The 23,415-nt window shown below is 54.9% G+C and carries 24 protein-coding genes and 2 tRNA genes; 10 read left to right on the plus strand and 16 right to left on the minus strand.

The genetic code is table 11. The features are described 5' to 3' along the window. Positions 1-2: 2 nt before the first annotated feature. From NA624_RS13755 to pncC, 7 genes are all read right to left on the minus strand, one after another. A tRNA-Arg gene (locus tag NA624_RS13755) sits at positions 3-76 on the minus strand. A gap of 3 nt (positions 77-79) precedes the next feature. Beyond that, a tRNA-Ser gene (locus tag NA624_RS13760) sits at positions 80-172 on the minus strand. Between the two features lie 303 nt (positions 173-475). Beyond that, positions 476-661, minus strand: coding sequence for a carbon storage regulator CsrA (gene csrA, locus NA624_RS13765; RefSeq protein WP_000906486.1), 186 nt, complete (start codon positions 659-661; stop codon positions 476-478). A 234-nt stretch (positions 662-895) separates the two neighbouring features. Beyond that, positions 896-3,526 (minus strand): alanine--tRNA ligase, encoded by a 2,631-nt coding sequence (alaS, locus tag NA624_RS13770; RefSeq protein ID WP_000047220.1) that lies wholly within the window; start codon positions 3,524-3,526, stop codon positions 896-898. A gap of 235 nt (positions 3,527-3,761) precedes the next feature. After that, complete coding sequence (gene recX, locus NA624_RS13775; protein WP_001294862.1) at positions 3,762-4,262, minus strand: recombination regulator RecX; 501 nt, start codon at positions 4,260-4,262, stop codon at positions 3,762-3,764. Between the two features lie 116 nt (positions 4,263-4,378). Further along, entirely contained in the window at positions 4,379-5,440 is a 1,062-nt protein-coding gene (recA, locus tag NA624_RS13780; protein WP_000963150.1) for a recombinase RecA, read from the minus strand. A gap of 84 nt (positions 5,441-5,524) precedes the next feature. Then, positions 5,525-6,022 carry a nicotinamide-nucleotide amidase gene (gene pncC, locus NA624_RS13785; RefSeq protein WP_000132241.1) on the minus strand — a complete coding sequence of 166 codons (498 nt, stop codon included), beginning with the start codon at positions 6,020-6,022 and terminating at the stop codon, positions 5,525-5,527. 194 nt (positions 6,023-6,216) lie between these two features. Between pncC and NA624_RS13790 the strand changes: the two genes are divergently transcribed. After that, complete coding sequence (locus NA624_RS13790; protein WP_024134441.1) at positions 6,217-6,462, plus strand: hypothetical protein; 246 nt, start codon at positions 6,217-6,219, stop codon at positions 6,460-6,462. 37 nt (positions 6,463-6,499) lie between these two features. Here NA624_RS13790 and mltB read toward each other — a convergent pair whose 3' ends face one another. Further along, positions 6,500-7,579: a lytic murein transglycosylase B gene (gene mltB / locus NA624_RS13795; RefSeq protein ID WP_000476811.1), complete on the minus strand. Its 1,080-nt coding sequence runs from the start codon at positions 7,577-7,579 to the stop codon at positions 6,500-6,502. A gap of 253 nt (positions 7,580-7,832) precedes the next feature. Here mltB and srlA point away from each other — a divergent pair, with 253 nt between their 5' ends. From srlA to gutQ, 7 genes are all read left to right on the plus strand, one after another. Further along, a complete protein-coding gene (srlA, locus tag NA624_RS13800) occupies positions 7,833-8,396 on the plus strand; it encodes a PTS glucitol/sorbitol transporter subunit IIC (protein WP_000573333.1) in 564 nt (187 codons plus the stop codon). Then, positions 8,393-9,364, plus strand: coding sequence for a PTS glucitol/sorbitol transporter subunit IIB (srlE, locus tag NA624_RS13805; RefSeq protein ID WP_000199042.1), 972 nt, complete (start codon positions 8,393-8,395; stop codon positions 9,362-9,364). Before srlA ends, srlE begins: the two co-directional genes overlap by 4 nt. Before the next feature lie 11 nt (positions 9,365-9,375). Further along, positions 9,376-9,738, plus strand: a complete 363-nt coding sequence (gene srlB, locus NA624_RS13810; RefSeq protein WP_000111553.1) for a PTS glucitol/sorbitol transporter subunit IIA — start codon at positions 9,376-9,378, stop codon at positions 9,736-9,738. An 11-nt stretch (positions 9,739-9,749) separates the two neighbouring features. Next, complete coding sequence (gene srlD / locus NA624_RS13815) at positions 9,750-10,529, plus strand: sorbitol-6-phosphate dehydrogenase (RefSeq protein ID WP_001077368.1); 780 nt, start codon at positions 9,750-9,752, stop codon at positions 10,527-10,529. 76 nt (positions 10,530-10,605) lie between these two features. Beyond that, on the plus strand, positions 10,606-10,965 hold the full coding sequence (gene gutM, locus NA624_RS13820; RefSeq protein WP_000255198.1) for a transcriptional regulator GutM: 360 nt from the start codon (positions 10,606-10,608) through the stop codon (positions 10,963-10,965). Positions 10,966-11,162: 197 nt separating this feature from the next. Next, positions 11,163-11,936 carry a glucitol operon DNA-binding transcriptional repressor SrlR gene (gene srlR, locus NA624_RS13825; RefSeq protein WP_000804536.1) on the plus strand — a complete coding sequence of 258 codons (774 nt, stop codon included), beginning with the start codon at positions 11,163-11,165 and terminating at the stop codon, positions 11,934-11,936. After that, complete coding sequence (gutQ, locus tag NA624_RS13830) at positions 11,929-12,894, plus strand: arabinose-5-phosphate isomerase GutQ (protein WP_001278206.1); 966 nt, start codon at positions 11,929-11,931, stop codon at positions 12,892-12,894. Before srlR ends, gutQ begins: the two co-directional genes overlap by 8 nt. Here gutQ and norR read toward each other — a convergent pair. Further along, positions 12,891-14,411, minus strand: coding sequence for a nitric oxide reductase transcriptional regulator NorR (norR, locus tag NA624_RS13835; RefSeq protein ID WP_000010814.1), 1,521 nt, complete (start codon positions 14,409-14,411; stop codon positions 12,891-12,893). The two genes, gutQ and norR, sit on opposite strands and share 4 nt — an antisense overlap. 185 nt (positions 14,412-14,596) lie before the next feature. Here norR and norV point away from each other — a divergent pair, with 185 nt between their 5' ends. Together norV and norW are read left to right on the plus strand one after the other, a co-directional pair. Next, the gene (gene norV, locus NA624_RS13840) at positions 14,597-16,036 is read left to right on the plus strand and encodes an anaerobic nitric oxide reductase flavorubredoxin (RefSeq protein ID WP_000026000.1); all 1,440 of its coding nucleotides are present in this window, start codon (positions 14,597-14,599) and stop codon (positions 16,034-16,036) included. Further along, positions 16,033-17,166 carry an NADH:flavorubredoxin reductase NorW gene (gene norW / locus NA624_RS13845; RefSeq protein WP_000086339.1) on the plus strand — a complete coding sequence of 378 codons (1,134 nt, stop codon included), beginning with the start codon at positions 16,033-16,035 and terminating at the stop codon, positions 17,164-17,166. Before norV ends, norW begins: the two co-directional genes overlap by 4 nt. A 96-nt stretch (positions 17,167-17,262) precedes the next feature. On the opposite strand, the gene hypF is transcribed toward norW, so the two are convergent. The 7 genes from hypF to hycF form a co-directional block, all read right to left on the minus strand. After that, positions 17,263-19,503 (minus strand): carbamoyltransferase HypF, encoded by a 2,241-nt coding sequence (hypF, locus tag NA624_RS13850; protein ID WP_000963424.1) that lies wholly within the window; start codon positions 19,501-19,503, stop codon positions 17,263-17,265. Positions 19,504-19,648: 145 nt separating this feature from the next. Beyond that, positions 19,649-20,194, minus strand: coding sequence for an electron transport protein HydN (gene hydN, locus NA624_RS13855; protein WP_001078787.1), 546 nt, complete (start codon positions 20,192-20,194; stop codon positions 19,649-19,651). Positions 20,195-20,394: 200 nt separating this feature from the next. Next, complete coding sequence (locus tag NA624_RS13860; protein WP_000902279.1) at positions 20,395-21,204, minus strand: hypothetical protein; 810 nt, start codon at positions 21,202-21,204, stop codon at positions 20,395-20,397. Between the two features lie 26 nt (positions 21,205-21,230). Next, entirely contained in the window at positions 21,231-21,701 is a 471-nt protein-coding gene (hycI, locus tag NA624_RS13865; RefSeq protein WP_000132984.1) for a hydrogenase maturation peptidase HycI, read from the minus strand. Next, positions 21,694-22,104: a formate hydrogenlyase maturation HycH family protein gene (locus tag NA624_RS13870; RefSeq protein ID WP_000003725.1), complete on the minus strand. Its 411-nt coding sequence runs from the start codon at positions 22,102-22,104 to the stop codon at positions 21,694-21,696. The genes hycI and NA624_RS13870 overlap by 8 nt, the downstream gene beginning before the upstream one ends. After that, on the minus strand, positions 22,101-22,868 hold the full coding sequence (gene hycG / locus NA624_RS13875) for a formate hydrogenlyase subunit HycG (RefSeq protein WP_000067419.1): 768 nt from the start codon (positions 22,866-22,868) through the stop codon (positions 22,101-22,103). Before hycG ends, NA624_RS13870 begins: the two co-directional genes overlap by 4 nt. Continuing rightward, positions 22,868-23,410 (minus strand): formate hydrogenlyase subunit HycF, encoded by a 543-nt coding sequence (gene hycF, locus NA624_RS13880; RefSeq protein WP_000493767.1) that lies wholly within the window; start codon positions 23,408-23,410, stop codon positions 22,868-22,870. The genes hycG and hycF overlap by 1 nt, the downstream gene beginning before the upstream one ends. Between the last annotated feature and the right edge of the window lie 5 nt (positions 23,411-23,415).

Here is a 23,415-nt window from a genome sequence, read left to right on the forward strand (position 1 = left end):
GGTGCATCCGGGAGGATTCGAACCTCCGACCGCTCGGTTCGTAGCCGAGTACTCTATCCAGCTGAGCTACGGATGCAAATGGCGGTGAGGCGGGGATTCGAACCCCGGATGCAGCTTTTGACCGCATACTCCCTTAGCAGGGGAGCGCCTTCAGCCTCTCGGCCACCTCACCACACGCCTCTTACGAGTGCTTCGAAGAACTTGTTCTGCTCATCGTCGCTGCGTGGCGCACATATTACTTTCTGGGACTTATAAGTCAAACAATTTTTCCAGAGCTTTTATCGTTTGCACACTTCACGCTCAATTAGTCTGTAAAAAAGCCAAAAAGAGTGTTTTATCAACAGATAATTTGATGACACGCTGGCCGCCAAAAGCGCACCATATCAACAGTGGGGTTGAAAAAAGTCATGAAGGGACAACGAGGGCGAGCGAGAAGAGAGGCTGCGTCTCACCCGAAAAGTGAGACGCGAAAACCTTAGTAACTGGACTGCTGGGATTTTTCAGCCTGGATACGCTGGTAGATCTCTTCACGATGGACAGAAACTTCTTTCGGGGCGTTCACGCCAATACGCACCTGGTTGCCCTTCACCCCTAAAACTGTCACGGTGACCTCATCGCCAATCATGAGGGTCTCACCAACTCGACGAGTCAGAATCAGCATTCTTTGCTCCTTGAAAGATTAAAAGAGTCGGGTCTCTCTGTATCCCGGCATTATCCATCATATAACGCCAAAAAGTAAGCGATGACAAACACCTTAGGTGTAAGCAGTCATGGCATTACATTCTGTTAAACCTAAGTTTAGCCGATATACAAAACTTCAACCTGACTTTATCGTTGTCGATAGCGTTGACGTAAACGCCGCAGCACGGGCTGCGGCGCCAACGAACGCTTATAATTATTGCAATTTTGCGCTGACCCAGCCTTGTACACTGGCTAACGCTGCAGGCAGAGCTGCCGCATCCGTACCACCGGCTTGCGCCATGTCCGGACGACCGCCACCCTTACCGCCTACCTGCTGAGCGACCATACCAATCAATTCCCCTGCTTTAACCCGGTCGGTCACATCCTTCGACACGCCCGCAATCAGAGAAACCTTACCTTCAACAACCGTTGCCAGTACGATAACGGTAGACCCCAGTTGATTTTTCAGATCATCAACCATGGTTCGCAGCATTTTCGGCTCAATACCAGCAAGCTCGCTGACCAGGAGCTTCACGCCGTTGAGATCGACCGCTTTACTGGAAAGATTTGCACTCTCCTGCGCTGCGGCCTGGTCCTTCAACTGCTGCAACTCTTTTTCCAGCTGACGTGTACGTTCCAGCACGGCACGCACTTTGTCGCCCAGATTCTGGCTGTCGCCCTTCAGCAGATGCGCAATATCGTTTAAGCGATCGCTTTGCGCATGAACGGTGGCCATAGCGCCTTCACCGGTTACCGCCTCAATACGACGAATGCCCGCTGCGGTGCCGGACTCAGAGATAATACGGAATAGACCGATATCACCGGTACGACTGGCGTGAGTACCGCCGCACAGTTCGGTAGAGAAATCGCCCATGCTCAGAACGCGTACACGTTCGTCATATTTCTCGCCAAACAGCGCCATGGCGCCTTTCGCCTTCGCCGCGTCGAGATCCATGATGTTCGTTTCAATCGGCAGGTTGCGGCGAATTTGCGCATTCACCAAATCTTCAACCTGACGAATCTCCGACGGCTTCATCGCTTCATTGTGCGAGAAGTCGAAGCGCAGCACTTTATCGCTAACCAGCGAACCTTTCTGTGCAACGTGTGTCCCAAGCACCTGGCGCAACGCCGCGTGCATCAGGTGCGTGGCGGAGTGGTTCAGACGGATACGTGCGCGGCGCGCTTCATCTACGTCAGCCTGTACCGCATCGCCCACTTTCAGAGCGCCCGCAGACAATTTGCCGATATGACCAATCGCCTGACCATATTTTTGCGTGTCGTCCACAGCGAAAGTAAATCCAGCGCCTTTCAGCTCGCCTTTATCGCCAACCTGACCGCCTGATTCCGCATAGAATGGGGTCTGATCCAGCACGACAACCGCTTCCTGTCCCGCGTTAATCGCTTCAACCGCTTTACCATCGACAAACAGCGCAGTCACTTTGCCGTTCAGTTCCAGATGGTCATAACCTTTAAATTCAGAAGCGCTATCAACGCGGATCATCGCGTTGTAGTCCGCGCCAAAACCGCTAGCTTCGCGCGCGCGACGGCGTTGCTCTTCCATGGCGGCTTCAAAACCGGCTTCGTCGACTTTGATATTGCGCTCACGGCAGACGTCCGCCGTTAAATCGACCGGGAAACCATAAGTATCATACAGACGGAAAGCGGTTTCGCCGTCCAGGGTATCACCCTGCAATTTCGCCAGTTCTTCATCCAGCAGCGCCAGACCGCGCTCCAGCGTACGGGCGAACTGCTCTTCTTCCGTTTTCAGAACCTGCTCGACCTGCGCCTGCTGACGTTTCAACTCTTCGCCTGCGGAGCCCATTACCTCAATCAGCGGCCCAACCAGCTTGTAGAAGAAGGTCTCTTTCGCGCCCAGCATGTTGCCGTGACGCACCGCGCGACGAATAATGCGACGCAGCACATAGCCACGGTTTTCATTCGACGGCAGCACGCCATCGGCAACCAGGAATGCGCAGGAACGGATGTGGTCGGCGATAACGCGCAGCGATTTATTACCCAGATCGGTGGCACCGGTGACTTTCGCTACCGCTTCAATCAACGTGCGGAACAGGTCGATGTCATAGTTAGAGTTAACGTGTTGCAGTACCGCGGCAATACGCTCCAGCCCCATACCGGTATCTACAGACGGTTTCGGCAATGGTTCCATCGTCCCGTCAGCCTGACGGTTGAACTGCATAAAGACGATGTTCCAGATCTCAATATAGCGATCGCCGTCTTCTTCCGGGCTTCCCGGAGGGCCGCCCCAGATGTGGTCGCCATGATCGTAGAAGATTTCGGTGCACGGACCGCAGGGACCGGTGTCGCCCATCTGCCAGAAGTTATCCGATGCGTATGGCGCGCCTTTATTGTCGCCGATACGGATGATACGCTCGCGCGGGATGCCGACTTCTTTTTCCCAGATCTCATAGGCTTCGTCGTCGGTTTCATAGACGGTGACCCATAAACGCTCTTTTGGCAGAGCAAACCAGTTTTCACCGGTCAGTAATTCCCATGCGAACTGAATGGCGTCGTGTTTGAAGTAATCGCCGAAGCTGAAGTTGCCCAGCATTTCGAAGAAAGTATGGTGACGTGCAGTGTATCCGACGTTTTCCAGATCGTTGTGTTTACCCCCCGCGCGTACGCAACGCTGGGAAGTGGTTGCACGGGAATAATTACGTTTATCGAGCCCAAGGAAAACATCCTTGAACTGGTTCATCCCGGCATTGGTAAACAACAGAGTGGGGTCATTGTTAGGCACCAGGGAACTGCTGGCAACTACCTGATGCCCTTTACTATGGAAAAAGTCGAGAAACGCCTGACGGATCTCAGCGGTGCTCTTGCTCATAATTATCCTGAAATCAAGCTACACTTCATCCTTCAGGCCGCCTCTGCGTTGGCTGCGAGTTTCCCGGTCACGCGTTCCCGAGGCTCACTTGCCGCTTTGATGCGGCTTGAATGATTTTGTGTATTTAAGGAATATTCGTCGCAGACGCTGTTCGCCGTTAAGCAACCCGCGTCCAGACGGAAAAAGTGGGAATAAGATAAGTTTTCTTTACCGGGAAGTAAAATCCCGTATGCGCTCAATCTGCAAAATTTCGCCATATTTGCTGGATATCGTCCATCAGATACCCGCGATAGAGCAAAAAGCGCTGTACCTTAACCTTTTCTGAAAAGTTTGAAGGGAGCGGCTCGCCATATTTGCGAATGGCCTGTTCACGTGCCATTTCACTCCAGTCAATTTCACATTCTCGCATTGCTTTTTCAGTCGATTCACGGGAAATGCCTTTCTGATTCAACTCCTGGCGAATACGCGCCGGGCCATAGCCTTTGCGGCTACGACTGGCGATAAAGCGCATCACGAAGCGCTCGTCATCAAGATAGTGATGTTCGTGGCACCAGGCGATCACGCGTTCATAATCGTCTGCCGTCGCATCAATCTCTTCCGGCCCATTTTTGCCCATCACCGGCGCGGAGAGTTTACGCCGTAATTCCTGCTCGCTGTGATCGCGGACAGCAAGAATACGTACCGCACGATCAAGGAGACGAGCATAAGCGGGACGGCGCGATGTGGGTTCACTCATAAAAAACCTTAACAGGGAGAAATGCCAAAAGGGCCGCATAAATGCAGCCCTTGATGGTAATTTAACGTTTTGCTGAATGGCGGCTTCGTTTTGTCCGACCCACCATCACCTGATGATTAAAAATCTTCGTTGGTTTCTGCAACGCCTTCGCTATCGTCAACGGCGAAATCGGGCGTGGCATTCTGATTACTCAACAGTAATTCACGAACCCTTTTCTCGATCTCTTTCGCTGTCGCCGGGTTCTCTTTCAGCCAGGTAGTCGCGTTCGCTTTGCCCTGGCCAATCTTCTCGCCGTTGTAGCTGTACCATGCGCCCGCTTTCTCGATCAGCTTCTCTTTCACGCCCAGATCAACCAGTTCGCCATAGAAGTTGATGCCTTCGCCGTAGAGGATCTGGAACTCGGCCTGCTTAAACGGCGCGGCGATTTTGTTTTTCACCACTTTCACACGCGTTTCGCTACCCACGACATTATCGCCCTCTTTCACCGCGCCAATACGACGGATATCAAGACGAACAGAAGCGTAGAATTTCAGCGCGTTACCGCCGGTGGTGGTTTCCGGGTTGCCGAACATCACGCCAATCTTCATACGGATCTGGTTGATGAAAATCAACAGCGTGTTGGACTGTTTCAGGTTCCCCGCCAGCTTACGCATCGCCTGGCTCATCATACGCGCCGCGAGGCCCATGTGAGAGTCGCCGATTTCGCCTTCGATTTCCGCTTTCGGCGTTAGCGCCGCTACGGAATCGACCACAATGACGTCCACCGCGCCTGAACGCGCCAGCGCGTCACAGATTTCCAGCGCCTGCTCGCCGGTATCCGGCTGAGAACAAAGCAGGTTATCGATATCGACGCCCAGCTTGCGTGCGTAAACAGGGTCAAGCGCGTGTTCCGCATCGATAAACGCACAGGTTTTACCTTCACGCTGCGCAGCGGCAATCACCTGCAGCGTCAGGGTCGTTTTACCGGAAGATTCCGGCCCGTAAATTTCGACGATACGCCCCATCGGCAGACCGCCCGCACCGAGTGCGATGTCCAGTGAAAGCGAACCGGTGGAGATAGTTTCCACATCCATAGAACGGTCTTCACCCAGACGCATGATGGAGCCTTTACCAAATTGCTTTTCAATTTGGCCCAGTGCTGCCGCCAACGCTTTCTGTTTGTTTTCGTCGATAGCCATTATTACTCCTGTCATGCAACTTGGTATTGAACCGGATAGTGAATTCGTACTGTTGAAGCAATTATACTGTATGCTCATACAGTATCAAGTGTTTTGTAGAAATTGTTGCCACAGGGTTTGTAGCGCGTACGTCGTCGCCTGTCGACGCACCGATTCACGGTCGCCGCTGAAGCATTCCCGACGCGTAATCCCTTCTCCGCTGACGCTGGCGAAAGCAAACCACACCGTACCAACCGGCTTTTCTTCACTGCCGCCATCCGGCCCGGCAATTCCGCTAATAGCGACAGCAAAATCGGCGCGAGCGGCCTTCAACGCCCCGATCACCATTTCGACCACTACGGGTTCGCTGACCGCGCCATGCTGCGCCAGAGTCTCTTCACGCACGCCAATCATCTGCGCTTTGGCTTCATTACTATAGGTGACAAAGCCGCGTTCAAACCAGGCGGAGCTTCCGGCGATGTCGGTAATGGCTTTCGCCAGCCAGCCGCCGGTACAGGACTCTGCCGTCGTTACGGTCGCCCTGCGCGCTTTTAACGCCAGCCCGACCTGCTCGCTAAGCCGCATCAGTTCACTGTCAGTCATCATGACCTCTGTCAGTTAGAAATCCTGCCGCACAAGATAGCACTTTCTCACCAGAGATGGGGACGAGCAGTCGATTTTACGAGTCGGATTCCGAAAAAATGCCAGCAGGTTATTTATGCAGAATGAAAGAGGTAGCACATGACTAAATAGCAGTACCATGTTGCTAAATTTACACGCACGGAGAGAAAGCAAGGATGTCACTCAAAAAAACGGAAAGCACACAGCACAAACTGAAACAAACCTGTCAACTACGGCTGTGGTTAATTGTGGGTGGAGTATGTTCATTAGGAATGGGAGTACTGAATATATTGTCGTCAGGCTATTTTGAAACGTATGATGGCGGTCAAATTATCTTAGGCCTGGGATGTCTGGGATATAGTCTGGCACTATCAAAGAAGATATCCCACTTGCAGGCAGAGAATCAGCCCCAAAAGCCATAATAATAGCGGAGGGGGTGCTCCCCTCCCTAAGCGTAAATTAGCGCACCCGCGCCAGCGCTACCGCCTGGCCCAGCTGCCAAACCGCCATCGCATAATGCGTGCTGTGGTTATATCGGGTAATGGTGTAGAAGTTCGGCAAGCCGTACCAGTACTGGTAGCCCGTACCGATATCCAGACGCAGCAGGCTGGCTTCCTGATGATTGCCCAACGATTGCTGCGGCGTTAAGCCTGCGGCAGCAAGCTGAGAGAGGCTATATTTTGTTTTGAAACCATTCGCCAGCCCAGGCGCCTGACCATTCGCCGGCACCGCAACCGTATCGCCTTTCACCCAACCATGCGCCTTGAAGTAGTTCGCCACGCTGCCGATGGCATCAACCGGGTCCCAAAGGTTGATGTGATTGTCGCCATTGAAATCGACCGCATATTCTTTATAGGAAGATGGCATAAACTGGCCGTAGCCCATCGCGCCCGCAAAGGAACCTTTCAGATTGAGCGGATCGTCTTGCTCATCGCGCGCCATGAGCAGGAAGGTTTCCAGCTCGCCGGAGAAATATTCCGCCCGACGCGGATAGTTAAATGACAGCGTCGCCAGCGCGTCCAGAATCCGCGTTTTCCCCATGATACGTCCCCAGCGGGTTTCCACACCGATAATCCCCACGATGATTTCCGGCGGTACGCCGTATACCTGCCAGGCGCGGTTCAGCGCGTCTTCATACTGATTCCAGAACGCGACGCCGTTTTGCACGTTATCCGGCGTAATAAATTGTTTGCGGTAGCGCAACCAGGCGCCATTTGGTCCAGCGGGCGGCTGAGTGGTCGGCGCTTGTCTGTCCATCAGACGCAGGACGTAATCCAGTCTTTTAGACTGCGAGAGGATCTCCTGCAGCTGCTGACGGTCGAAACCGTGTTTACTGACCATTTTATCAATGAACTGCTGCGCATTAGGGTTGTTGGCGAAGTCGCCGCCCATTTGCATGACGTTATGCTGCGGCTCAAGCAGGAAGCCGCCGGAAGGCGTGCCCGTCGTCGCTTGAGTCTCGGAAGATTTTGGCTTGCTGCTACAGGCAGCAAGCAATACGCAAAGTGGAAGTAACGCTACATAACGACGCTTGAACATGAGACATCCATTAAACAAATTCAGCCAGGGAGAAGTATGGTAAAGCATCCCCCGCCGCACAAGGAAGCGGCACAAGAGAATAAAATCACCTTTCTCCTCTTTTCAGTTTGTATCTGCTCCCCCACCCCACAAACTTTCAACTTAAAATATTTTTCTTTTATTTTGCGATCACAATAACACTTTTGAATCTTTCAACATGATTAAAATGAACAGGAAATTAGCAAGAAAACTAAAAACCCTACAGGAGAGAACAATGATCGAAACCATTACACATGGTGCGGAGTGGTTCATCGGGTTATTCCAGAAAGGCGGAGAGGTGTTTACCGGTATGGTGACAGGTATTCTTCCGCTACTGATAAGCCTGCTGGTTATCATGAATGCGCTCATCAATTTTATCGGCCAGCAGCGTATTGAGCGTTTTGCCCAACGTTGCGCCGGAAATCCGCTATCTCGTTACCTGCTTTTACCGTGTATCGGGACATTTGTTTTTTGTAATCCGATGACCCTGAGTCTGGGACGCTTTATGCCGGAGAAGTACAAGCCGAGCTATTACGCGGCGGCCTCCTATAGCTGTCACTCCATGAACGGTCTGTTTCCGCATATCAATCCCGGCGAACTGTTTGTTTATCTGGGTATCGCCAGCGGACTCACCACGTTAGGGCTTCCTCTCGGCCCGCTCGCGGTGAGCTATCTGCTGGTAGGTCTGGTGACGAACTTCTTCCGCGGTTGGGTCACCGATCTCACCACCGCTATTTTTGAGAAAAAAATGGGGATTCAACTTGAGCAGAAAGTTCATCTGACAGGAGCGGTATCATGACACGGGTTCGTATTGAGAAAGGCGCCGGCGGCTGGGGCGGCCCACTTGAACTGGACGTTACGCCAGGCAAAAAGATCGTCTATATCACAGCCGGTACGCGCCCGGCGATCGTCGACAAACTGGCGCAACTAACAGGCTGGCAAGCGGTGGACGGCTTTAAAGAAGGCGAACCGCCGGAAGCGGAAATCGGCGCGGCCATTATCGACTGCGGCGGTACGCTGCGCTGCGGTATCTATCCGAAACGCCGGATTCCAACCATTAATATTCACTCGACGGGTAAGTCCGGCCCACTGGCGCAGTATATTGTTGAGGATATTTATGTCTCCGGCGTAAAAGAAGAAAACATTACTCTTGTCGGCGAAACGCCTGACAGTCCCCAGCCTGCCAAAACGACATTAGGACGTGACTACGACACCAGCAAAAAAATCACCGAGCAGAGCGACGGGCTGCTGGCAAAAGTTGGTATGGGAATGGGCTCCGCCGTGGCGGTACTGTTCCAGTCCGGTCGCGACACCATTGATACGGTCCTGAAAACAATCCTGCCGTTTATGGCGTTCGTTTCGGCGCTGATCGGCATCATTATGGCCTCAGGTCTTGGCGACTGGATCGCCCACGGTCTGGCGCCATTAGCCAGCCATCCACTGGGGCTGGTGACGCTGGCATTGATCTGCTCTTTCCCACTGCTGTCGCCCTTTCTCGGCCCTGGCGCGGTTATCGCTCAGGTCATTGGCGTCCTGATTGGCGTTCAGATAGGCCTGGGCAATATCCCCCCGCATCTGGCGCTTCCTGCCCTGTTCGCGATTAACGCGCAGGCGGCCTGCGACTTTATCCCGGTCGGCCTGTCGCTGGCAGAAGCGAAACAAGACACCGTTCGCGTCGGCGTACCTTCCGTGCTGGTCGGACGCTTCCTGACTGGCGCGCCCACGGTACTTATCGCCTGGTTTGTTTCCGGCTTTATCTATCAATAAGAGGTTCAGACATGAGCGTGATTTATCAAACCACCATCACCCGTATCGGCCAGAGCGCGAAGGAGGCGCTCGGCGAACAGATGCTGATTACGTTTCGGGAAGGCGCGCCGGCGGATATCGAAGAATTTTGCTTCATCCATTGTCATGGCGAACTGACCGGCGCGCTGCAGCCTGGCGCGCGGTGTGAATTGGGCCAACATTGCTATCCGGTCACGGCGGTCGGCAGCGTAGCCGAGCAAAACCTGCGTGAACTGGGGCATATCACTTTGCGCTTCGATGGTCTGCGCGAAGCGGAATTTCCCGGCACCGTACACGTTGCGGGGCCTGTACCGGACGATATCGCGCCGGGCTGTATTTTGACGTTTGTCGCTTAAGGAGAAAAAACATGAATCAAGTTGCCGTTGTCATTGGCGGAGGCCAGACCCTGGGGGCATTCCTTTGCCGTGGGCTTGCAGAAGAAGGATACCGCGTGGCGGTCGTTGATATTCAAAGCGATAAAGCCGCGAATGTCGCCCAGGAAATTAACGCCGATTTTGGCGAAGGTATGGCGTACGGTTTTGGCGCCGACGCTACCAGCGAGCAGAGCGTGCTGGCGCTGTCCCGCGGCGTAGACGAGATTTTCGGGCGCGCCGATCTGCTGGTTTACAGCGCGGGTATCGCCAAAGCGGCGTTTATCAGCGATTTCCAGTTGGGCGATTTTGACCGCTCGCTACAGGTGAATCTGGTGGGCTATTTCCTCTGCGCCCGTGAGTTTTCCCGCCTGATGATCCGCGACGGCATTCAGGGGCGCATTATTCAGATTAACTCTAAATCCGGCAAAGTGGGCAGTAAACACAACTCCGGCTACAGCGCGGCGAAATTCGGCGGCGTGGGGTTAACCCAGTCTCTGGCGCTGGATCTGGCGGAATACGGCATTACCGTACACTCGTTGATGCTCGGCAACCTTTTGAAATCGCCAATGTTCCAGTCACTGCTGCCGCAATACGCCACTAAACTGGGCATTAAGCCCGACGAGGTGGAACAGTATTACATTGATAAGGTACCACTCAAACGCGGGTGTGATTATCAGGATGTGCTGAACATGCTGTTATTTTATGCCAGCCCGAAAGCGTCTTATTGCACCGGGCAGTCGATCAACGTAACCGGCGGTCAAGTGATGTTCTGACCGTGAATTGCCGGATGGCGCCGTAGGCCGGATAAGACGGTTACGCCGCCATCAGGCAAAACAACAGGAGCACATTATGGTTTCCACTCTGATTACCGTCGCCGTTATCGCCTGGTGCGCGCAACTGGCGCTGGGCGGCTGGCAGATTTCCCGCTTTAATCGGGCTTTCGATAAACTTAGCCAACAGGGGCGGGTCGGCGTCGGGCGCTCCGGCGGGCGTTTTAAGCCCCGGGTGGTGGTTGCTGTGGCGCTGGACGAACAGCAGCGGGTGACGGACACTTTATTGATGAAAGGCCTTACGGTATTCGCCAGACCGGTTAAAATTGCCGCAATGCAAGGAAAACATTTGCATGAATTACAGCCTGATGTGATCTTTCCCCATGATTCGCTCGCGCAGAATGCACTATCATTGGCGCTTAAACTGAAACATGGGTAATTTCGTTGTGAATGCGTATAGCTTGCGAAATTATCATTTTGCAACCAATACCCTAAATAATTCGAGTTGCAGGAAGGCGGCGACGCAGCGAATCCCAGGAGCGTACATCAGTACGTGACCGGGGTGAGCGAGGAAAGCCAACGCACATGCAGCGTGAAGTATGACGGGTAAATACATAAGTCAGGGTAATCACGCCTATGAAACCTCGTCAGCGTCAGGCCGCGATTCTGGAGCACCTGCAAAAACAGGGAAAATGCTCGGTTGAAGAACTGGCCCAGTACTTTGACACGACAGGCACCACTATCCGTAAAGATCTGGTCATTCTGGAAAATGCCGGAACCGTCATCCGCACCTATGGCGGCGTGGTGTTGAATAAAGAAGAGTCCGATCCGCCTATTGATCACAAAACGCTTATCAACACCCACAAAAAAGCGCTGATAGCCGCAGCCGCTGTGAAATATATCCATGATGGCGATTCCATTATTCTGGACGCCGGAAGTACCGTGTTACAGATGGTGCCGTTGCTTTCGCGTTTTAGCAACATCACGGTGATGACCAACAGCCTCCATATTGTCAACGCGCTATCGGAACTGGACAACGAACAAACTATCCTGATGCCCGGCGGCACCTTCCGTAAAAAATCGGCGTCGTTTCACGGTCAACTGGCGGAAAACGCCTTTGAGCAATTCAGCTTTGATAAACTTTTCATGGGAACTGACGGTATTGACCTGAACGTCGGTGTGACCACGTTCAATGAGGTTTACACCGTCAGTAACGCAATGTGCAATGCAGCACGCGAGGTGATTCTGATGGCGGACTCCTCAAAATTTGGTCGTAAAAGCCCCAATGTGGTGTGCAGTCTGGAAACCGTCGACAAACTGATCACGGACGCGGGTATCGATCCGGCATTTCGTCAGGCGCTGGAAGCAAAAGGGATTGAAGTAATCATAACCGGAGAAAGCAATGAGTGATGCACTACTAAACGCGGGCCGTCAGACCTTAATGCTGGAGCTACAGGAAGCCAGCCGTCTGCCGGAGCGTCTGGGCGATGATTTTGTCCGCGCCGCCAATATCATTATTCACTGTGAAGGCAAAGTGATCGTTTCCGGTATTGGTAAATCAGGTCATATTGGTAAAAAAATCGCCGCGACGCTTGCCAGTACCGGTACTCCCGCTTTTTTTGTTCATCCGGCGGAAGCACTGCATGGCGATCTGGGGATGATTGAAAGCCGCGACGTGATGTTATTTATCTCCTATTCCGGCGGCGCAAAAGAACTCGACCTCATCATCCCGCGTCTGGAAGATAAATCCGTCGCGCTGCTGGCGATGACCGGTAAACCTCACTCTCCGCTGGGGCGAGCGGCAAAAGCCGTTCTGGATATTTCCGTCGAGCGTGAAGCCTGCCCGATGCATCTGGCACCGACGTCCAGTACCGTCAATACGCTGATGATGGGCGATGCGCTGGCGATGGCAGTCATGCAGGCGCGCGGTTTTAACGAAGAAGATTTCGCCCGTTCGCATCCGGCTGGCGCACTGGGCGCGCGTTTGCTCAATAATGTGCATCACCTGATGCGCCAGGGCGATGCAATACCGCAGGTGATGCTCGCCACCAGCGTAATGGATGCCATGCTGGAACTTAGCCGTACCGGACTGGGGCTGGTGGCAGTTTGCGATGAGCAACATGTTGTGAAAGGCGTCTTTACCGACGGCGACCTGCGTCGCTGGCTGGTGGGCGGCGGCGCGCTCACCACGCCGGTAAGCGAAGCCATGACGCCCAACGGTATTACGCTCCAGGCGCAAAGCCGCGCTATTGACGCCAAAGAGCTCCTGATGAAACGCAAAATTACCGCCGCGCCGGTGGTCGATGAAAACGGCAAACTCACCGGCGCCATTAACCTACAGGATTTCTACCAGGCGGGGATTATCTAATCCTTCAGTCCCAGACGCTTCGCCAGCCGATGCAGGTTGGCGACGTCGGTTTCCAGTGCCCGCGCGCTGGCCGCCCAGTTATGATTATTTTGCGCCAGCGCCTGGCGAATCATCTCTCGCTGAAAGTTCTCCGTCGATTCGCGCAAATTGCGGCAAGTCGGCAGCGCCAGAAAGCTTTCCGCAGGCGGCGCGGGTAAAACGTCCTCTGACAAGGCAAAATGCTGCGCCTCCAGTATCACCTCATCCCCTGCCCGGGTCGCTCTCGCCAGTACAACCGCACGGTGAATGGCATGTTCCAGTTCCCGGACGTTGCCCGGCCAGCCATAGTTGAGCAAATGGCGGCGCGCGCCGGGACTCAGCACCACGCGGGACAGCCCCAGCCGCAGTCGGCACTGCTCGCAAAAATAGCCCGCCAACAGCACCACATCATCGCCGCGCTCGCGCAGCGGCGGCACAAAGAGCGGGAAAACGCTCAGGCGATGGAACAGATCGGCGCGAAAACGTCCCGCCAGCACCTCTTCACGCAGGTCACGGTTGGTCGCCGCCAACACCCGCACATCCACGCGCAGGCTACGATCGTCGCCGACGCGCTGAATATCGCCATACTGCAACACGCGAAGCAGCTTGGCCTGTAGCGCCAGCGACAGTTCGCCAATCTCATCCAGAAACAGCGTACCGTTATCTGCCATTTCGAACTTACCGCTACGATTACTGATAGCCCCGGTAAAAGCCCCTTTTACATGACCAAACAACTCGCTCTCCGCCACGCTTTCCGGCAGCGCGGCGCAGTTGAGATAGACCAGCGGATTGACCGCTCTGGGGGAGCCCTGGTGAATAGCTTTCGCCACCAGCTCTTTACCGGTCCCCGTTTCACCGCCGATCAGCACGTTAAGATCGGAGCCCGCCACAATCTCGATCTCTTTTTTCAACTGCGTCATCGCAGGCGACAGGCCGATCATGTGCGTCTCTTTTATCGGTTCAAACACGCCTGACGACCCCGGCAGCATGTTCTGGCTTTCCAGTTGTTCAATTAACAGCGCATTACTCAATGCCCCGGCGGCCAGCGCGGCGACAAGCCGTAGTTCTTCATCGCTAAATACCTCGAACTGCTCCGGCGTCATAGCATCAAGGGTCAGCGCACCGATGAGGTTCTGTCCGGCAAACAGCGGCAGACCAACACAGGCGTGGACTTTCAGGCTTTCCTGTCCGGGAATTAACCCGTCATACGGATCGGGCAAATCGCTATCAGCCGGAAAACGCACCACGTCCCCCGCGCGGGCGATGGCTTCCAGGCGCGGATGCCCTTCCAGGGTAAAACGTCTGCCGAGGACGTCCTGCGCCAGGCCATCAATCGCCAGTGGAATAAATTGTCGTGATTCATAGCGCAGCAGCGCCGAGGCGTCGCACGCCAGCACCTGACGCAGCGTAGTAATCAACCGCTGAAAACGATCCTGATGCCCAATGCCGCGTTGTAACTCAATGGCGATGCCCGCCAATACCTCCACGGAAAAACTCATGGTTACCTCATTGTCATTTTGACAACCTATAGTGTCATATTGACAGCATCATTTATAGTCTTTTTGACTATATCAAAAATACAAACTTATTATAAATTCATATAAATCAATAAGATGTAAAGTTGGCACACTACCTGCAATAAGCAAAACAACTTTTTGCAAACGTTGAATGAATTGAGGTGGTTATGTCTATCCTGGTTAAAAATAATATTCATTGGGTTGGCCAGCGCGACTGGGAAGTTCGTGATTTTCACGGCACTGAATACAAAACGCTGCGAGGCAGCAGCTATAACAGCTATCTCATTCGTGAAGAAAAGAATGTGCTGATCGATACCGTCGATCATAAGTTTAGCCGTGAGTTTGTGCAAAACTTGCGCAGTGAAATCGACCTCGCGGATATCGACTACATCATCATTAACCATGCCGAAGAAGACCATGCAGGCGCGCTGACCGAACTGATGGCGCAGATCCCGGACACGCCTATCTACTGTACCGCCAACGCCATTGACTCTATCAACGGCCATCACCATCACCCGGAATGGAATTTTAAGGTGGTGAAAACCGGCGATACGCTGGATATCGGCAACGACAAGCAGTTGATCTTCGTGGAAACGCCGATGCTGCACTGGCCGGACAGCATGATGACCTATATGACCGGCGACGCGGTGTTATTCAGCAACGACGCCTTTGGTCAGCACTATTGCGACGAGCGCCTGTTCAATGATGAAGTGGACCAAACCGAACTGTTTGAACAATGCCAGCGCTACTACGCCAATATCCTGACGCCGTTCAGCCGTCTGGTAACGCCAAAAATTACCGAAATCCTCGGCTTCAACCTGCCGGTGGATATGATTGCCACCTCACACGGCGTGGTATGGCGCGACAACCCAACGCAAATCGTGGAACTGTATCTGAAATGGGCGGCAGATTATCAGGAAGATCGTATCACTATTTTCTACGATACCATGTCGAACAATACTCGCATGATGGCGGATGCCATCGCACAGGGTATCAATGAAGTGGACCCGAACGTGGCGGTCAAAATCTTTAACGTCGCCCGCAGCGATAAAAATGAAATACTGACCAATGTCTTCCGTTCGAAAGGCGTGCTGGTCGGCACTTCTACCATGAACAACGTGATGATGCCGAAAATCGCTGGTCTGGTGGAAGAGATGACCGGCCTGCGCTTTCGCAACAAACGCGCCAGCGCCTTCGGTTCTCATGGCTGGAGCGGCGGCGCGGTGGATCGACTGTCCACGCGCTTACAGGATGCCGGTTTTGAAATGTCCCTGAGTCTGAAAGCAAAATGGCGTCCGGATCTGGATGCGCTGGAGTTGTGCCGTCAGCACGGTCGCGACATCGCGCGTCAGTGGGCGCTTGCTCCGCTGCCGGAAACCACACAGAAAACCGCGCCAGCCGAAGAAATCACAACCTGCGCCGCCGCAGACCTCGGCCCTAAAATGCAATGCAGCGTATGCCAGTGGATTTACGACCCTGCGCAGGGCGAGCCGTTGCAGGATGTCGCGCCGGGTACGCCGTGGAGCGACGTGCCGGATAACTTCCTGTGCCCGGAATGTTCATTAGGTAAAGACGTGTTCGACGTACTGGCGACGGAGGCAAAATGAGTCGGGGGATCATCATTATTGGGTCGGGCTTCGCCGCCCGCCAGCTCGTCAAAAATATCCGTAAACAAGATGCGCATGTGCCGTTAACCCTGATTGCGGCGGACAGTATGGATGAGTACAACAAGCCCGATCTCAGCCACGTTATCAGCCAGTCGCAGCGCGCCGATGATCTCACCCGCCAGTTAGCGGGGGAATTTGCTGAACAGTTTAATCTGCGACTGTTCCCGCATACCTGGGTTGCTGACATTGATGCCGATGCCCATGTGGTGAAAAGTCAGGATAAGCAGTGGCAGTACGACAAGCTGGTACTGGCGACCGGGGCGACAGCCTTTGTGCCGCCGATTGCAGGACGTGAGTTAATGCTTACTTTGAATAGCCAGCAGGAGTACCGCGCCTGTGAGACACAACTGCGCGACGCGCAGCGAGTGCTGATTGTCGGCGGCGGTCTCATTGGCAGTGAATTAGCGATGGATTTCTGCCGCGCCGGGAAAACGGTAACTCTGATGGATAACGCCGCCAGCCTTCTCGCCTCACTGATGCCACCGGAAGTGAGCAGTCGCTTACAGCATCACCTGACCGATATGGGGGTGCATCTGCTGCTGAAATCGCAGTTGCAAAAACTGGAGAAAACCGAAGCCGGTATCCGCGCTACGCTGGTAAGCCAGCGTAGTATTGAGGTCGATGCGGTGATTGCCGCCACCGGCTTACGCCCGGAAACCGCTCTGGCGCGCCGCGCCGGGGTAGTCGTCAACCGCGGCGTCTGCGTGGATAGCTATCTACAGACCAGTCACCCGGATATTTATGCGATCGGCGATTGCGCGGAAATCAACGGTCAGGTGCTGCCCTTCCTGCAACCGATCCAGCTAAGCGCGATGTACCTGGCGAAAAATCTGTCTGGCGGCAACGTGCCGCTGAAGCTACCGGCGATGCTGGTCAAAGTCAAAACGCCGGAACTGCCGCTGCATCTGGCGGGAGAAACTCAGCGCCGTGATTTAAGCTGGCAGATTACCGCAGAATCTGACGGTATGATTGCCAAAGGCATGAGCGGAGAAGGCCAACTACGCGCCTTTGTGGTGAGTGAAGACCGCATGAAAGAGGCCTTTGCACTACTGAAAACGTTGTCCGTATAAGCCTGTGATGCCGGATGGCGCCGCTTCGCGTCTTATCCGGCCCACGAGTGAGCATCTATTTACAGGCCGAATAAGGCGCAGCCGCCATCCGGTGCCCTACACTTCCCTTAATGCTCGCGCTGCGGCAATCACGCCCTGTCCAAACGACAGTCCGCCGTCGCCCGCCGGTAACCGCTGCGGAAATAACAATTTAAAATCAGAAAGATAAAAGGCAAGACGCGCGCGAAGTAAGCGGTTGTGTATCACCCCGCCGCTGAAGACCAGAGTGGTTATCCCCCGCGCCGTAGCCTGCTGGCGCATTAGCGTGGCAAACCCGCACGCCAGCGCATCATGAAAAGCCCAGGCGCGTTGCGCGGGCGTGGCCTGCCAGTTCAACCATTGCCGCCAGAAAACAGCGACGTCCAGTTGAGCGCCGTTAAGCGGCATCGTTACCGGATGCTCAACGTTAGCGCATTGAGAGGCCAGCGCCTCCAGCGCGCAGGCGGCCTCGCCCTCATAGCTAAGCGATGCTGGCGCGCAGCGAAGCGCGGCAGCCACCGCGTCAAACAACCGCCCGCAGGAAGACGCCAATGGGGCATTGACGCCGCGCTCAATGGCGCGCGCCAGGACACTCCAGTTTTGCTGTTGCAGCCCCGCTGTCTCCGGGTAATCCTGCCAGTCCGGCACAAAGCGCAGGCACTGCGCTAACAGATTACGCCACGGCTGTTTGGCAGCCAGATCGCCTCCCGGCAGCGCCACGGCGGGTAAACCACCTAAATGTTCGCATTCGCGATAATTGACCCGCAGACATTCTCCGCCCCATAGCGCGCCATTCTCACCCATGCCGATACCGTCTACCGTCAGGGCAATCACCTCTCCGCCGTCCAGCGGCCAACCATGCTCGGCCAGGCAAGCCGCCGCATGGGCATGATGGTGTAACACCGTCTCTGTCGGCAGACGCATCTCACTGGCCCACTGACTGGAAACATAGCCCGGATGCGCGTCACAGACGATACGCTCTGGCGTAAAATCGTAGATTGACTGGATCAAACGCAATGCCTCGCGCCACTGCGCCTGGATACCGTCATCGCTGAGATCGCCCAAATGTTGGCTGACAACCGCCTGTTCGCCGCGTACCAGACAGAACGTGTTTTTCAGATCCGCGCCCAGACAAAGTATCGGCGGCACATCGCGAAATCCGGGCGGCAACGCAATCGCGTCCGGCACGTATCCCCGCGAACGACGCAGCATTTCGCCGCTGTCGCGCACGACAGAGTCGTCCATGCGCTGAACAATGTCGCGATTGTGCAACAAAAAACCATCGGCAATATCGTGTAAATCGTCCAGCGCCTGTTCGTTGGTGATGGCGGGCGGTTTGCCGCTCAGGTTGCCGGATGTCATCACCAGCGGGTAATTGAGCGCCTGCAACAAGAGATGTTGCAACGGGTTGGCTGGCAGCATCACGCCCACCTCCGTAAGCCCTGGCGCGATGCCCTCACCCAGCGCAGGTACATACTGCTTATCCACCAGCACAATCGGGGCCGCTGGCGTGGTCAGCAGCGAACGCGCCGCGCTCGGCAGCGTTTGCGCCGTGGGCAACATCACCGCCAATGGTTTCGCCGGGCGATGTTTACGCGCCCGCAGCATCGCCACTGCGTTATCGTTGCGCGCATCGCAGGCCAGATGAAAACCACCCAGCCCTTTAACGGCAATAATGCCCCCGGCGTTCAGTTGGGCGACCGCCGCCTGCAAAGCCGCCTCTTTTTCCGCTCGTTCATGTTGGCTCCGCCACTCAAGATGCGGCCCGCATGACGGACAGGCAACGGGCTGGGCATGAAAACGGCGATCGTACGGATCGCGGTATTCGCTGTCGCATTCCGGACACAAGGGAAACGCCGCCATCACCGTAAATGGCCGGTCATAGGGCATAGCGCGAATAATGGTGAAGCGTGGTCCGCAGTGGGTGCAATTGATGAAAGGATAACGGTAGCGCCGCTCGCCAGGGGTATTCATCTCGGCAAGACATGCCGGGCAGGTCGCCGCATCCGGCACGATTTGCGTGTTCATCGAACCGCCTGCGCTCTGACGAATAGCGAAATCCGTCGGTGCGCGCTCCCATATCAACGACGCGTGTTCAACGCTGTCAATGCGCGCCAGCGGCGGGCAATCCTGATAGAGCGCGGCAATAAATTGCGACGGCTCTTCCAGCAGCCGAACGACGACGCCGTCGCCGTCATTACACACGTCGCCGTGTAATCGCAACTGCTGCGCCAGCTGCCAGACAAAAGGACGAAAACCGACGCCCTGTACTTTGCCCCGAATGCGTAGCTGTACGCCGGAAGGTGTGTCTATCGCCATCTTATTTTCCCGCCATCATCGAACCCGGATGCCTGATGGCGCGACGCTTATCAGGCCTACAACCGCACGGACCGTAGACCGGAGAAGGCATTGATGCCGCCATCCGGCAATGCTTTGTGGCGTATTCTACGCGCAATCGCAGAAATCAGAAAAGCAGCGATGCCGTTGAATCCAGCGCCGCACGACGGCGTTTTTCCGCGCTTAGCTGTTCGAGCTTATTGCGGTCCACGCAGATGAGGGCGTGCGTTGGGCAAGCGGCCATACAGGCAGGACCGGCTTCACGGTGGTGACACAGATCGCACTTGTTGGCTTCGGCTTTTTCGGCACGCACGTTCAGCCCCGCGCCGCTATTGCGAACCACCGGACGTACCACCACGTCCATGGCGCCGTAAGGACATGCCACTACGCAAGTTTTACAGCCAATGCAGCGTTCCTGCATCACATGAACAAAGCCTTTGTCACGGCTGATGGCGCCATTCGGGCAAACGTTGGCGCACGGCGCGTCTTCACACTGGCGACACAGCGTTGCCGTGGAAACGTTCACGCCTTTGATGACATGGATACGAGGTAAAAAGGTTTCAGGGGTCAGCGATGCGCAATCCTGATTTTCCTGATGGGATACGACGCAAGCCACTTCACAGGTACGGCAACCAATGCACTTACTCGCGTCTGCAATGATGAAACGGTTCATCAAATTCTCCAGCAATAACAGATGATGTGCCGATATATACACGAATCGTGCCAATTTTTATTTCATTGTTATTTAAGAATATTATTTCTATTTTCGTGAGCATTTACGTGTCATCGTCACAAGTGTCGATGACACGTAATGTCGCCAGTGGTGGTCAAGATTTACAGTGATAGCCAGCCAACTCTGCACCGCAACTGGCATCAATCCTGATTAACGCCTGGCAATACGTTACCGCGTATTAAACAGCGCTGCGTAAGGGAAAGATCGTCCGTTTGCGGATTCCTTCCGACAATAGGTTTGATAATTAATTTACGGCCAGGATAGTGATTAAAACGGGTCAGCGCCGGATAACTCAACCGGCCAAACCAGCCGTGTACGCGCTGCCAGCGGGCGTCCTTCACCTGATATAAATTGGTTATCCAGTAGCCTGAGTCAAACTGCATATCCAACAGTTGCGTACGCCCATTGCCCTGTAAATCAAGCAAATCATCGACGCCAGTATCGCTGGCGGTATAAAACCCCCACGGTTCAAAGACGCAGGGGCGGCCATTCTTGAGAAAGGTGAAAATGATGTATTGCGCGCTCGGCGCCAGGCCCAACCCAGGATTGCCCAACCAGATAACCAGGTCCTGAATGCCGTTACGATCGAGGTCAGCGCGATAAAATTGCGCATTACCCGCCAAATTAATCAGCCTTCCCACCGGGACAACCCACGAATTACCGGCTCTGTCTTTTCCGCTAATCCGCCATTCGTTATCTTTTTTCGGCTCCGGCAGTAGCGTCACGCCACTGACTCCGACCTGGCGAAAATGCCAGGTCTGGTCGGGCGATACAGAATAAGGCAGGGTGAACAGCGGCTTCAGCGCACGCTTTTGCGCATATTCACCGTCGCTCATCGGCAGGTAACCGACAACACCGGTGGCCAGTGCGCGTGCGGCGAGGCAGAGAAATAGCAGTCCGCTCCATACGATAATCTTCACGTCCTTCTTACAACCTTTGCCGTGTAACACAAATTCTCCCTAAATATGTGCGCATTTTACGCCTCCGGCGCTTCCAGCGCGGCAAATCCGCCGTTTCCCTGCCAGCCTTCCAGGCGCTGATAGACGATGTTTACCGCGTCCTTAATCGGTTGAGTCATCGGATAATAAAACCCGACGATATCCGGCTGGATACCAACAAAAATCACCTCGCCGACATCCTCTTTCAGCTGATCGATAAGGTAGTTGAGCGGCATATTGTGGGTGGTCATCATAAACATTTCGGCGATATCATCCGGATCGATAATGCGGATCTCGCCCGGATTAAGTCCCATATCGGTGGCGTCGACAATCAACAGACGCTGCGGGCGCAGTTCGCGAATCGCCACAATGTCGTTTTCCGGCGCGCTGCCGCCATCGATGACAACCCAGTTGCCCTTCGGCTGCGCCGCGCACATTTCCGCCAGTAACGGGCCTGCGCCGTCGTCGCCCATCATGCTGTTGCCGACACAGAGTAAAACGTCAGTCACGAAGCCTCCTCACCATCAGGTAGATGGCGCTTTCCTGATGAATGTCATGCAGCATACTGAGCATCAGTTTGCTCCATTCTTGCTGCTGCGGGGTCTGCGCGGCGCGCGCCTCATCAAACGCGCGCGCCAGCATTTGCACATGGTTGAAATCGATGACGATCTCGCCATACTTCGGCACGCCTTCCATTTTACGCCGGGCATCGCTACCGGCTTCCAGGGTGGCGATCCACGCCAGATACTCATCCCATGGGCAGGTGAGCGCGGCCTCCAGACAATCGATAACCCCCAGGTGGTGACCAATCGCCAGGCTGTAATAGACAACCTGCTGCGCCTCGGCAGGCGTCGCATCGTTCTCATCAATAAACTTACGGCTCAGTTGACTGAACACCACCTGTTCGCTCATCGGATACGCGCCTCTTCAACAACATGATTGAGATGGGTGACAATTTCGGTTAAACGCGGATCGTTTTCCGCTTCCAGCCAACGCGCCACTTGCTGCTCGCCCTGCCCCAACTGTGTCAGGTAATCATCGGCGATCTGACGACCATAGCGATAACCCGCCAGCCGGCGCGCCGCGCGATCCACCTTCACGCGCAGCGGCTGCACCATATCCGGATGCAGGATCTCTGCGGGCTGATCGTCCAGCTCACCCGGCGCGCGGGCGTGGATTTTCTGCTCCAGCAGGCCAAGCGCCATCGCAAAGCCATACAGCGTCGCCGCAGGCGTTGGCGGGCAGCCTGGAATATACACATCCACCGGGACGATTTTGTCGGTACCGCCCCAGACGCAGTAGAGATCGTGGAAGATGCCGCCGCTGTTGCCGCAGGCGCCGTAAGAGATACAGATTTTCGGGTCCGGCGCCGACTGCCAGGCGCGCAGCGCCGGAGAGCGCATGGCGCGGGTCACCGCGCCGGTAAACAGCAGAATATCGGCATGACGCGGCGACGGTACCACTTTGATGCCGAAACGCTCGGCATCAAACAGCGGCGAAAGCGTCGCAAAGATTTCGATTTCACAGCCATTACAGCCGCCGCAATCCACGCGGTAAACGTATGCCGAACGCTTAATATTTTTCAGTAGAGACGCCTTCATGCTGGCGATGGATTCATCCACCGTCATCGGTACCGGAATGCCGTTGGCGTCACGCGGGCCTAATAAATTGCTCATTAGCTGACCTCTTTCATATGGCGAGTCAGTTCAATACGGTCGGACGGCACCAGGCATTTCTGACGCTTACAGTCCGGGCAGGTCTCAAAGCTTTCGCGGTGGTTTTCCGCGCGGCTGTCGCCGTTGTGCGCAAGCAGCGCAATGGCGTAGTCAATCTCTTTCTGTACGGCGAAAGGACGATTGCACACGCGGCAGTTGCACAGCGCGAAGCGGGACTGTTGCAGGAAATCTTCTTTCTTCCACACTGCCAGTTCGTACTCTTGCGACAGTTTGATCGCCGCCGTCGGGCAAACTTCTTCGCAGCGACCGCAGAAGATGCAGCGGCCAAGATTGAACTGCCACGCCAGCTCATTGGTCGCAAGATCGGTTTCCACCGTCAGCGCGTTCGACGGGCAGGCATTAACGCAGGCGGCGCAGCCGATGCACTGCTGCGGATTATGTTCCGGCTTGCCGCGGAAGTTTTTATCAACCGCAATCGGCTCCAGCGGATAAGACGAGGTCGCCGTGCCGGTTTTGATAACTTTTTTGATAAAGGTAAACATGGCGA

The organism is Salmonella sp. NW38, from assembly GCF_051807745.1.
Classification (GTDB): Bacteria; Pseudomonadota; Gammaproteobacteria; order Enterobacterales; family Enterobacteriaceae; genus Salmonella; species Salmonella enterica.

Coding starts and splice junctions, on each gene's coding strand:
- csrA (WP_000906486.1), bottom strand. CDS start 661: ATGCTGATTCTGACTCGTCGAGTTGGTGAGACCCTCATGATTGGCGAT.
- alaS (WP_000047220.1), bottom strand. CDS start 3,526: ATGAGCAAGAGCACCGCTGAGATCCGTCAGGCGTTTCTCGACTTTTTC.
- recX (WP_001294862.1), bottom strand. CDS start 4,262: ATGAGTGAACCCACATCGCGCCGTCCCGCTTATGCTCGTCTCCTTGAT.
- recA (WP_000963150.1), bottom strand. CDS start 5,440: ATGGCTATCGACGAAAACAAACAGAAAGCGTTGGCGGCAGCACTGGGC.
- pncC (WP_000132241.1), bottom strand. CDS start 6,022: ATGACTGACAGTGAACTGATGCGGCTTAGCGAGCAGGTCGGGCTGGCG.
- NA624_RS13790 (WP_024134441.1), top strand. CDS start 6,217: ATGTCACTCAAAAAAACGGAAAGCACACAGCACAAACTGAAACAAACC.
- mltB (WP_000476811.1), bottom strand. CDS start 7,579: ATGTTCAAGCGTCGTTATGTAGCGTTACTTCCACTTTGCGTATTGCTT.
- srlA (WP_000573333.1), top strand. CDS start 7,833: ATGATCGAAACCATTACACATGGTGCGGAGTGGTTCATCGGGTTATTC.
- srlE (WP_000199042.1), top strand. CDS start 8,393: ATGACACGGGTTCGTATTGAGAAAGGCGCCGGCGGCTGGGGCGGCCCA.
- srlB (WP_000111553.1), top strand. CDS start 9,376: ATGAGCGTGATTTATCAAACCACCATCACCCGTATCGGCCAGAGCGCG.
- srlD (WP_001077368.1), top strand. CDS start 9,750: ATGAATCAAGTTGCCGTTGTCATTGGCGGAGGCCAGACCCTGGGGGCA.
- gutM (WP_000255198.1), top strand. CDS start 10,606: ATGGTTTCCACTCTGATTACCGTCGCCGTTATCGCCTGGTGCGCGCAA.
- srlR (WP_000804536.1), top strand. CDS start 11,163: ATGAAACCTCGTCAGCGTCAGGCCGCGATTCTGGAGCACCTGCAAAAA.
- gutQ (WP_001278206.1), top strand. CDS start 11,929: ATGAGTGATGCACTACTAAACGCGGGCCGTCAGACCTTAATGCTGGAG.
- norR (WP_000010814.1), bottom strand. CDS start 14,411: ATGAGTTTTTCCGTGGAGGTATTGGCGGGCATCGCCATTGAGTTACAA.
- norV (WP_000026000.1), top strand. CDS start 14,597: ATGTCTATCCTGGTTAAAAATAATATTCATTGGGTTGGCCAGCGCGAC.
- norW (WP_000086339.1), top strand. CDS start 16,033: ATGAGTCGGGGGATCATCATTATTGGGTCGGGCTTCGCCGCCCGCCAG.
- hypF (WP_000963424.1), bottom strand. CDS start 19,503: ATGGCGATAGACACACCTTCCGGCGTACAGCTACGCATTCGGGGCAAA.
- hydN (WP_001078787.1), bottom strand. CDS start 20,194: ATGAACCGTTTCATCATTGCAGACGCGAGTAAGTGCATTGGTTGCCGT.
- NA624_RS13870 (WP_000003725.1), bottom strand. CDS start 22,104: ATGAGCGAACAGGTGGTGTTCAGTCAACTGAGCCGTAAGTTTATTGAT.
- hycG (WP_000067419.1), bottom strand. CDS start 22,868: ATGAGCAATTTATTAGGCCCGCGTGACGCCAACGGCATTCCGGTACCG.
- hycF (WP_000493767.1), bottom strand. CDS start 23,410: ATGTTTACCTTTATCAAAAAAGTTATCAAAACCGGCACGGCGACCTCG.